The 10438-nt window shown below is 44.1% G+C and carries 9 protein-coding genes and 2 other annotated features; all 9 genes read left to right on the top strand.

What is annotated here, in order from left to right; translation table 11 throughout:
• Positions 1-153: 153 nt before the first annotated feature.
• Positions 154-609, top strand: a complete 456-nt coding sequence (locus tag SORDD27_RS06120; RefSeq protein ID WP_049505604.1) for a DUF3290 family protein — start codon at positions 154-156, stop codon at positions 607-609.
• Positions 606-1241 (top strand): DUF421 domain-containing protein, encoded by a 636-nt coding sequence (locus tag SORDD27_RS06115; protein WP_000174434.1) that lies wholly within the window; start codon positions 606-608, stop codon positions 1239-1241. Before SORDD27_RS06120 ends, SORDD27_RS06115 begins: the two co-directional genes overlap by 4 nt.
• A gap of 206 nt (positions 1242-1447) precedes the next feature.
• Positions 1448-3193 (top strand): ABC transporter ATP-binding protein, encoded by a 1746-nt coding sequence (locus tag SORDD27_RS06110; RefSeq protein ID WP_061427981.1) that lies wholly within the window; start codon positions 1448-1450, stop codon positions 3191-3193.
• Positions 3183-4925, top strand: coding sequence for an ABC transporter ATP-binding protein (locus tag SORDD27_RS06105; RefSeq protein WP_061427979.1), 1743 nt, complete (start codon positions 3183-3185; stop codon positions 4923-4925). The genes SORDD27_RS06110 and SORDD27_RS06105 overlap by 11 nt, the downstream gene beginning before the upstream one ends.
• 104 nt (positions 4926-5029) lie before the next feature.
• Positions 5030-5722, top strand: coding sequence for a sugar transferase (locus tag SORDD27_RS06100; protein WP_061427977.1), 693 nt, complete (start codon positions 5030-5032; stop codon positions 5720-5722).
• A gap of 42 nt (positions 5723-5764) precedes the next feature.
• Positions 5765-6994: a DegT/DnrJ/EryC1/StrS family aminotransferase gene (locus SORDD27_RS06095; protein ID WP_061427973.1), complete on the top strand. Its 1230-nt coding sequence runs from the start codon at positions 5765-5767 to the stop codon at positions 6992-6994.
• A gap of 39 nt (positions 6995-7033) precedes the next feature.
• Positions 7034-7258, top strand: a binding site (T-box leader).
• A gap of 65 nt (positions 7259-7323) precedes the next feature.
• The gene (gene trpB / locus SORDD27_RS06090) at positions 7324-8502 is read left to right on the top strand and encodes a tryptophan synthase subunit beta (RefSeq protein ID WP_061427972.1); all 1179 of its coding nucleotides are present in this window, start codon (positions 7324-7326) and stop codon (positions 8500-8502) included.
• Positions 8499-8724 (top strand) — a binding site (T-box leader). (Overlaps the previous gene by 4 nt.)
• A 71-nt stretch (positions 8725-8795) precedes the next feature.
• A complete protein-coding gene (trpE, locus tag SORDD27_RS06080) occupies positions 8796-10157 on the top strand; it encodes an anthranilate synthase component I (protein WP_061427971.1) in 1362 nt (453 codons plus the stop codon).
• A partial coding sequence (locus tag SORDD27_RS10355) for a glutamine amidotransferase-related protein (protein WP_231069311.1) occupies positions 10154-10438 on the top strand: 285 nt, incomplete at its 3' end. The genes trpE and SORDD27_RS10355, both read left to right, overlap by 4 nt.

Genomic DNA, 10438 nt, shown 5'->3' with positions numbered 1-10438 from the left:
TTCCATGATATGAGTTTCATAAAGTTACCTTTTTCATTCAGATTACAGACTATATTATACCAAAAAAAGGCGCATTTCCCCAACGTATGGTTTGAAAAATCACCCTCTTTCGTTTATAATTAAGAATGATTTTATGAAAGGGAGTGAAAATACATGAAATTCTATTCTTATGACTATGTCCTCAGCCAAATCGGTCAGCAAAATGGCATCATGATTGGTTTAGGGATTGTCCTATTAGCTGTGACAGGATTTTTAGCTTTCAAGGCTTATCATGATAAAAAGGGGACCAAATTTCGTGAGTTGGTCATGATTTCAGCCTTGACCTTACTGGCTCTCCTTTTGATTAGTATCTCGACTTACCAAAACAATCAAGTATCTAATAATAAATTTCAAGCTTCACTTCATTTCATCGAGCTTGTTTCCAAAGAATTGGGAGTAGACAAGTCAGAGGTTTATGTCAATACTTCTGCCGACACTGATGGCGCACTTATCAAGGTAGGAGATCGCTATTACCGTGCTTTGAATGGAAGTGAGCCAGACAAGTACCTGTTAGAGAAAGTGGAATTGTATAAAACAGATGCAATTGAACTGGTGGAGGTGAACAAATGACACTCAATTATATCGAAATTTTAATCAAACTAGCCTTGGGTCTCTTTTCTCTGGTTTTTGTAATCAATGTGACAGGGAAGGGCAACCTAGCGCCTAACTCAGCGATAGATCAAATTCAGAACTATGTACTCGGGGGGATCATCGGTGGGGTGATTTACAATAGCGCTATCAGTATCCTTCAGTATGCAGTTATCTTGATCATGTGGACCATTCTGGTCTTGACTCTCAAATGGCTGAACAACAATGTTCATTTTGTAAAACGTTTGATTGATGGGAAGCCAACCCTGCTTATCAAAAATGGGAAGATTGATCCAGAAGCCTGCCGTTCGGTTGGTTTATCAGCAGCGGATGTAGCTCTTAAGCTCCGTAGCCAGGGAATTTTCCAAATGAAACAAGTCAAACGCGCTATGCAGGAGCAAAACGGTCAACTCATCGTAGTCCAAATGGGAGATGAGAATCCCAAGTATCCTGTTGTCACAGACGGTGTGATCCAAGTTGAAATTTTGGAGACCATTGGTCGGAGCGAAGAATGGCTGCTTGATAACCTCAGCAAACAAGGGTATGACAATGTGGCCAATATCTTTATCGCTGAGTATGACAAGGGTGTCGTCTCAGTCGTAACTTATGAATAAGAAAAACCTGGGGTCTTGTACTCTTCAAAAATCAAATTCAAACTGCGTCAACGTCGCCTTGCCGTATGTAGGTTACTGACTTCGTCAGTTCTATCTACAACCTCAAAGCAGTACTTTGAGCAGCCTGCGGCTAGTTTCCTAGTTTGCTCTTTGATTTTCATTGAGTCTTGGCCTCAGGTTTCCATTTGCAATCAGAAAGGGATTTTATGTCCATTATTCAAAAACTCTGGTGGTTTTTCAAGTTAGAAAAGCGCCGTTATCTAGTTGGGATTGTGGCCTTGGTCTTGGTTTCCGTCCTCAACCTTATTCCCCCCATGGTCATGGGACGGGTAATTGATGCCATCACATCGGGGCAATTAACCCAGCAGGATCTCCTTCTTAATCTAGTTTATCTACTGCTGGCAGCCTTTGGGATGTACTATCTGCGCTATGTTTGGCGCATGTATATCCTTGGGACTTCCTACCGTCTGGGGCAGATTATGCGGTCTCGCTTGTTTGAGCATTTTACCAAGATGTCGCCAGCCTTTTATCAAACATATCGGACAGGGGACCTGATGGCACACGCCACCAATGATATCAATGCCCTAACTCGTCTCGCAGGTGGCGGAGTCATGTCAGCAGTGGATGCCTCTATCACGGCTCTGGTGACCTTGCTGACCATGCTTTTTAGCATTTCATGGCAAATGACCTTGGTTGCCATTCTGCCTTTGCCTTTTATGGCTTATGCAACCAGTCGTCTAGGGAGAAAGACCCACAAGGCCTTTGGTGAGTCACAAGCTGCCTTTTCTGAACTCAATAACAAGGTACAGGAGTCTGTATCAGGTATCAAGGTGACCAAGTCTTTCGGTTATCAGGCGGATGAGTTGAAGTCCTTTCAAGCGGTCAATGAATTGACCTTCCAAAAGAACCTCCAAACCATGAAATACGACAGTCTCTTTGACCCCATGGTTCTCTTGTTTGTTGGTTCGTCCTATGTTTTAACTCTCTTGGTCGGTTCTTTGATGGTTCAGAAAGGGCAAATCACGGTTGGGAATCTGGTCACCTTTATTAGCTACTTGGATATGCTAGTTTGGCCTCTTATGGCTATCGGTTTCCTCTTTAATATTACTCAGCGAGGGAAGGTTTCTTACCAACGGATTGAGGATCTTTTATCTCAGGAATCACCTGTAAAAGACCCTGAGTTTCCTCTGGATAGTATTGAAAATGGACGTTTGGAGTACGCCATTGACAGCTTTGCCTTTGAAAATGAGGAGACACTGACGGATGTTCACTTTAGTCTGGAAAAAGGGCAAACCCTAGGCTTAGTCGGGCAGACAGGCTCTGGGAAAACGTCCTTGATTAAACTTCTCTTGCGAGAATACGATGTGGATAAGGGAGCTATTTATCTAAACGGTCATGATATTCGGGACTATCGTCTGACAGACCTTCGCAGTCTCATGGGCTATGTCCCTCAGGATCAGTTTCTCTTTGCGACCTCTATCTTAGACAATATCCGCTTCGGTAATCCTAACTTCCCCCTTTCAGCAGTTGAGGAAGCGACCAAGCTAGCACAAGTTTACCAAGATATTGTGGACATGCCTCAGGGCTTTGATACGTTGATCGGTGAAAAGGGAGTCAGTCTTTCAGGTGGTCAAAAGCAACGTCTGGCTATGAGTCGGGCGATGATTCTAGACCCTGATATCTTGATTTTAGATGATTCCCTGTCCGCCGTGGATGCCAAAACTGAGTATGCGATCATCGACAATCTTAAGGAGACGAGGAAGGATAAGACAACCATTATTACAGCCCATCGTCTCAGTGCGGTTGTCCATGCAGATTTGATTTTAGTCCTGCAAAATGGCCAAATCATTGAACGGGGCACGCACGATGACTTGCTAGCTCTGGATGGCTGGTATGCCCAAACCTACCAGTCTCAGCAATTGGAAATGAAAGGAGAAGAAGATGCAGAATAAGAAAGAACAATGGGCTGTATTGAAGCGCTTGATGTCCTATCTCAAGCCCTATGGCCTCCTGACCTTTTTGGCACTCAGTTTTCTCCTTGCGACGACGGTCATTAAAAGTGTCATTCCCCTTGTGGCTTCCCACTTTATCGACCAGTACCTCAGCAATCTTAATCAACTGGCCGTGACCGTTTTGCTGGTCTACTATGGTCTTTATCTCCTGCAAACTCTAGTTCAGTATGTTGGAAATCTTCTCTTTGCGCGGGTGTCCTACAGTATTGTCAGAGATATTCGTCGGGATGCCTTTGCCAATATGGAAAAACTGGGCATGTCTTATTTTGACAAGACGCCAGCAGGATCCATCGTTTCTCGTTTGACCAATGATACCGAGACCATCAGTGATATGTTTTCAGGGATTTTATCCAGCTTTATCTCAGCAGTTTTTATCTTTCTGACAACTCTGTATACCATGTTGGTGCTGGATTTTCGTTTGACAGCTTTAGTTTTGCTATTTCTTCCCTTGATTTTCCTTTTGGTCAATCTCTATCGGAAAAAGTCAGTCAAGATTATCGAGAAAACCAGAAGTCTCTTGTCGGATATCAATAGTAAGCTGGCAGAAAACATTGAGGGAATCAGGATTATCCAGGCCTTTAATCAAGAGAAGCGCCTGCAAGCAGAATTTGATGAAATTAACCAAGAACACTTGGTCTATGCCAACCGTTCTGTGGCCTTGGATGCCCTCTTTTTGAGACCTGCCATGAGTTTGCTGAAACTCCTAGGTTATGCAGTCTTGATGGCCTACTTTGGCTATCGTGGTCTTTCTATCGGGATAACGGCCGGAACCATGTATGCCTTCATCCAGTACATCAACCGCCTTTTTGACCCCTTGATTGAGGTGACGCAGAACTTTTCAACCCTTCAAACGTCCATGGTGTCTGCAGGTCGTGTTTTTGCCTTGATTGATGAGAGGACCTATGAGCCTCTTCAAGAAAATGGGCAAGCCAAAATCAAAGAGGGCAATATCCGTTTTGAACATGTGTGTTTCTCATATGACGGCAAACACCAGATTCTGGATGATATTTCCTTTTCGGTTAACAAGGGCGAAACCATTGCCTTTGTAGGACATACAGGTTCGGGGAAATCTTCGATTATCAATGTCCTCATGCGTTTTTATGAATTTCAGTCAGGCCGAGTTCTCTTGGATGGTGTGGATATTAGGGACTACAGCCAGCAAGAATTGAGAAAAAACATCGGTCTGGTCTTGCAGGATCCCTTCCTCTATCACGGGACTATCAAGTCCAATATCGCCATGTACCAAGATCTTAGTGATGAAGAGGTACAGGCTGCGGCTGCCTTTGTGGATGCAGATTCCTTTATTCAGGAGCTTCCACAGGGTTATGATGCACCTGTGTCTGAGCGTGGTTCGAGCTTTTCTACTGGACAGCGCCAGCTTCTTGCCTTTGCTAGAACTGTTGCCAGTCAGCCTAAAATCCTGATTTTGGATGAAGCGACAGCCAATATTGACTCTGAAACAGAAAGTTTGGTTCAAGATTCCCTAGCTAAAATGAGACAGGGACGGACAACAATTGCCATCGCTCATCGTCTTTCGACCATCCAGGACGCCAACTGCATTTATGTCTTGGACAAGGGGCGCATTATCGAGAGTGGAACCCATGAGGAACTCTTGGCCTTGGAAGGAACCTATCACAAGATGTATAGCTTACAGGCAGGGGCCATGTCATAAAGAAGAATTCCTCTAAATCACAGATTTCTTGCACCGCCTTTTCCATTTTGTGGTATAATGAAAAATGTTGACAAATAGTATAATAAAAACAAAGGAGAAACAGCATGCTGAAATGGGAAGACCTACCCGTGGAAATGCAATCAAGCGAGGTTAAGTCTTACTACCAGCTTGTCTCTAAAAGGAAGGGTTCGCTGGTTTTCAAGCGTTGCCTGGATTGGGTTCTGGCCCTGTTTTTGCTACTTTTGACTTCTCCCGTCTTTCTTATCTTGAGCATTTGGATCAAGTTGGATAGCAAGGGACCTGTCATTTACAAGCAAGAGCGCGTGACCCAGTACAACCGTCCGTTCAAGATTTGGAAGTTCCGTACCATGGTAACGGATGCGGATAAAAAAGGAAGTCTGGTGACTTCTGCCAATGATAGTCGTATTACCAAAGTGGGAAATTTCATTCGCCGTGTGCGCTTGGACGAACTGCCTCAGCTGGTCAATGTCCTTAAAGGCGAGATGTCTTTTGTCGGTACACGACCTGAGGTGCCACGTTACACCGAGCAGTATAGTCCTGAAATGATGGCGACCTTGCTCTTACCAGCCGGAATCACCTCTCCAGCTAGTATCAACTACAAGGATGAGGACACCATCATCAGTCAAATGACGGAGAAAGGTCTGTCAGTTGACCAAGCTTATGTAGAGCATGTCCTTCCTGAAAAGATGCGCTATAATCTTGCTTATCTCCGAGAGTTTAGTTTCCTTGGAGACATCAAAATCATGTTTCAAACCGTGTTTGAAGTGCTAAAATAAAGTAGTCATGAGAAAATGAGTACAGATAAAAGGAGCAAATCAATGCCAAATTACAATATTCCATTTTCACCACCCGATATTACCGAAGCTGAAATCGCTGAAGTAGCGGATACCCTGCGCTCTGGTTGGATCACAACAGGTCCGAAGACAAAAGAACTGGAGCGTCGCTTGTCTCAATACACACAGACACCTAAGACTGTCTGCCTCAACTCTGCGACAGCCGCTCTTGAGTTGATTTTACGTGTTTTGGAAGTGGGACCTGGAGATGAAGTCATTGTTCCAGCTATGACCTATACAGCTTCATGTAGTGTCATCACACACGTAGGAGCGACCCCTGTCATGGTGGATATCCAAGCAGATACGTTTGAGATGGATTATGACTTGCTTGAGCAAGCTATCACTGAGAAAACTAAGGTTATCATCCCAGTAGAGCTTGCAGGGATTGTTTGCGACTATGACCGTTTGTTCCAAGTCGTGGAGAAAAAACGTGACCTCTTTACAGCTGCTAGCAAGTGGCAAAAGGCCTTTAACCGTATTGTGATTGTCTCTGATAGTGCCCATGCTTTGGGATCTACTTACAAAGGACAACCAGCTGGTTCTATTGCTGACTTCACTTCCTTCTCTTTCCATGCTGTTAAGAACTTTACAACAGCTGAGGGAGGAAGTGCGACTTGGAAAGCCAATCCAGCGATTGACGACGAAGAAATGTACAAGGAATTCCAAATCCTATCCCTTCACGGTCAAACTAAAGATGCTCTTGCCAAGATGCAATTGGGTTCTTGGGAATACGATATCGTTACACCAGCCTACAAGTGCAACATGACGGATATCATGGCTTCGCTTGGTTTGGTACAATTGGACCGTTACCCAGCTTTGCTACAACGTCGTAAGGACATCGTGGACCGCTATGATCGTGGCTTTGAGGGTACTCGTATTCACCCACTTGCACACAAGACTGATACTGTCGAATCTTCACGCCACCTCTACATCACCCATGTAGAAGGAGCAAGTTTAGAAGAACGCAATCTTATCATCCAAGAATTGGCCAAAGCAGGAATTGCAAGTAACGTTCACTACAAACCGCTTCCGCTCTTGACAGCCTATAAGAATCTTGGCTTTGATATGGCAGATTATCCAAGATCCTATGCCTTCTTTGAAAATGAAATTACGCTTCCTCTTCACACTAAATTAAGCGATGAAGAAGTAGACTATATCGTTCAGACTTTGGTGAGAATTTCCGAAGAAATCCTCGGTTCTGGAAAAAAATCATAAAAAATCTTGACAAAAAGCGGACAATAGCATATAATATTCTCAACAAATCAGAAAAGTAACTATTTTTGATCTTCAGGGAGCCTGTGGTGATTGTGAACAGGTGGTTGAAAGTAGTGAAAGTGGGCTGATTTTAAAAATGAATTTGAAACAATGAAAATTCGGTGCGCACACCTTACAGTGCAACTTGTTGTTAGACAAGGTAGAGATGTAAAGGGGATAGTCCCTTTATAATTGAGGTGGCACCGCGTTACTAACGCCCTCACACAGAATCCAATCTGTGTGTGGGCTTTTTCATATCTTGAAATCAATACTGAAAGAGGAAAAATTTTATGACAACTAAAGGATATTTTGGACAATTTGGTGGTAGTTTTGTACCGGAGCCGATTCAGGCTTTGTTGGATGAGTTGGAAGTGACATTTGACAAGTACAAGGATGATCCAGAATTTTTGGCAGAATTTCGCCATTACTTGAAGGATTATTCTGGTCGCGAAACACCACTCTATTTTGCGGAAAGTTTGACAGAACACTTAGGTGGAGCTAAGATTTATCTTAAACGTGAAGACCTGAACCACCTTGGTTCTCACAAGCTCAACAACGTTTTAGGACAAATTCTTCTTGCTAAACGTATGGGCAAAAAACGTGTTATTGCGGAAACAGGAGCTGGTCAACACGGTGTTGCGACAGCAGCGGCTGCAGCCAAGTTTGGTATGGCCTGTGATGTCTACATGGGAGCAGAGGATGTGGAGCGTCAACGTCTCAATGTCTTCCGCATGGAGATGATGGGAGCGACTGTTCACGCGGTTGAAACGGGAACTCGAACTCTCAAGGACGCGGTCGATGCAGCCTTTGGAGCATGGATGAATGACCTTGAAGCCTTCTACGTTTTGGGATCTGCTGTAGGCCCTCATCCTTATCCTACCATTGTTCATGAATTCCAAAAGGTCATCAGTGAAGAATCTCGTCGTCAAATCTTAGAAAAAGAAGGACGCTTGCCAGACTACGTTATTGCCTGTGTAGGTGGTGGTTCCAATGCCATCGGTGCTTTTTCGCAGTATGTGGCTGATGAAGAAGTCAAATTGGTTGGGGTTGAAGCTGCTGGGCATGGGCTTGATACAGACAAGCACGCAGCAACTATGACAAAAGGTAGTGTCGGAATTGTTGACGGAATGAAAACCTATGCAGTCTTTAAGGAAGATGGAGAGCTGGCGCCAGTTTACTCTATCTCAGCTGGTTTGGACTATCCAGGGGTTGGCCCAGAACACGCCTACTTTAAAGATTCAGGTCGCGTGGAATATGTGGCAGCGACAGATGAAGAAGCTGTCCAAGCCCTGCTCCTTCTAAGCAAGACAGAAGGAATTATCCCAGCGATCGAAAGTTCGCACGCTATCGCAGAAGCGGTTAAACGTGCACCGAAACTTAGTAAGGATGACATTATCATCATCAATGTCTCTGGTCGTGGAGACAAGGACGTAGCTGCTATTGCAGACTACCTAGAAGCTAAAAAATAAAAGATGGAAAAATTACAGTCTTTTCTCTCACAGAGAGCTTGTGGTTGCTGGAAACAGGCAGAGAAAGCTGTAAGGTTGGGTCTATCTGAAACGAGAGAAGAAAACATAATTCTCAAGGGAGTGCCCTTTATCGCACAGCCTGTTATAGGAAAGTTCTGAGACAGGAATGAGAGATAGGAGAAATCCTATAATTGAGGTGGCACCGCGAATTTCGTCCTCACGCAAGTTATTTTGCGTGGGGATTTTTCATACAATCGCCACGGACTAGAAATAGAACTGAAAGGGAAATTACAATGGAACGAATCATTCATGGAGATGTTTTATCACCAATCTTGGCTTATATGCGCTTAAAAGGGCAACACAAGGTGATCTTAGAAAGTATTCCGAGAGACAAGGAAACCGCTCGTTTTTCTATCCTAGCCTATAATCCTGTTTTTGAGATTCAGTTTGAAAACGGAGTCCTTTATCAAAATGGTCAAGTGATTGATCGGGATCCTTTGGATTTCCTTTATGAAGTGACTCATAAGAGTCAGCACCATTCAGACCTCCCTTTTGGTGGGGGAGCCATTGGCTTTGTTGGTTACGATATGATTTCGCTCTATGAAGAAATCGGTCAAATCCCTGAAGATACCATTGGGACTCCAGACATGCATTTCTTCGTCTATGAGAGCTACATGGTCTTTGACCATAAGAAGGAAAAAATCCATGTCATCGAAGATGCTCTTTATAGCGAACGTAGTCAAGAAGATTTGGAAGCAGCCTTGAACCAAGTGCTGGAGGAATTACACATCCCTGCTTCAAATGAATTTGAAGACTTGGATCTATCTCCACTGGACTTCAAACCCCATATCGCCCCTCAGAAGTTTGAGCAAATGGTGGAAACCGCTCGTGACTTGATTCGTAATGGTGATATGTTCCAGTGCGTGCTCAGCCAGCGTTTCTCAGCAGAAGTTACTGGAAATCCATTTGACTTCTACAGAAATCTCCGCGTGACTAATCCTTCTAATTACCTCTATTTCTATGACTTTGGGGATTATCAAATCATCGGAGCTAGTCCTGAAAGTTTGGTTTCTGTCAAAAATGGCATCGTTACAACCAATCCGATTGCCGGTACACGACCAAGAGGAGCTACAGATGAAGAGGACAAGGCCTTGGCTACAGACCTCCTGTCCGATGAGAAGGAAACAGCAGAACATCGAATGTTGGTAGACTTGGGGCGTAATGATATTGGTCGCATCTCCGAAACGGCCAGTGTCCATGTTACCAAGTATATGGAAGTGGAGCTTTTCCGCTACGTCATGCATTTGACCAGTGTGGTCAAGGGGCGTTTGCTTCCCGAACTCACTGCCATGGATGCCTTGAAAGCAACACTTCCAGCTGGAACAGTTTCAGGAGCTCCAAAGATTCGAGCAATGAGACGTATCTATGAACTGGAAACAGAAAAACGGGGCGTATACGCAGGAGCAATCGGCTACTTGTCTGCGACTGGTGATATGGATTTCGCTATCGCTATTCGAACTATGATTCTCAAAAATCAAACAGCCTATGTGCAGGCTGGGGCAGGGATTGTCTATGACTCTATCGCTCAAAATGAATACCAAGAAACCATTAACAAGGCAAAATCTATGACTAGAATTGGAGAACTAAGACCATGATTTTATTGATTGACAACTATGATTCCTTTACCTATAACTTGGCCCAATACATCGGGAATTTTGCAGAAGTACAGGTCTTGAGAAATGATGATCCCAAGCTATATGAAGAAGCTGAAAAAGCAGATGGTCTGGTTTTTTCTCCTGGTCCAGGTTGGCCAGTTGATGCTGGAAAGATGGAAGACATGATTCGTGACTTTGCAGGTAAGAAGCCGATTCTAGGGATTTGTTTGGGTCACCAAGCCATTGCAGAAGTCTTTGGTGGGAAGCTAGGTTTAGCTCCC

It is taken from the genome of Streptococcus oralis (assembly GCF_001579025.1).
Lineage (GTDB): Bacteria > Bacillota > Bacilli > Lactobacillales > Streptococcaceae > Streptococcus > Streptococcus oralis_X.
This window is presented reverse-complemented; position numbering and strand designations above follow the sequence as displayed.

Coding starts and splice junctions, on each gene's coding strand:
- SORDD27_RS06120 (WP_049505604.1), top strand. CDS start 154: ATGAAATTCTATTCTTATGACTATGTCCTCAGCCAAATCGGTCAGCAA.
- SORDD27_RS06115 (WP_000174434.1), top strand. CDS start 606: ATGACACTCAATTATATCGAAATTTTAATCAAACTAGCCTTGGGTCTC.
- SORDD27_RS06110 (WP_061427981.1), top strand. CDS start 1,448: ATGTCCATTATTCAAAAACTCTGGTGGTTTTTCAAGTTAGAAAAGCGC.
- SORDD27_RS06105 (WP_061427979.1), top strand. CDS start 3,183: ATGCAGAATAAGAAAGAACAATGGGCTGTATTGAAGCGCTTGATGTCC.
- SORDD27_RS06100 (WP_061427977.1), top strand. CDS start 5,030: ATGCTGAAATGGGAAGACCTACCCGTGGAAATGCAATCAAGCGAGGTT.
- SORDD27_RS06095 (WP_061427973.1), top strand. CDS start 5,765: ATGCCAAATTACAATATTCCATTTTCACCACCCGATATTACCGAAGCT.
- trpB (WP_061427972.1), top strand. CDS start 7,324: ATGACAACTAAAGGATATTTTGGACAATTTGGTGGTAGTTTTGTACCG.
- trpE (WP_061427971.1), top strand. CDS start 8,796: ATGGAACGAATCATTCATGGAGATGTTTTATCACCAATCTTGGCTTAT.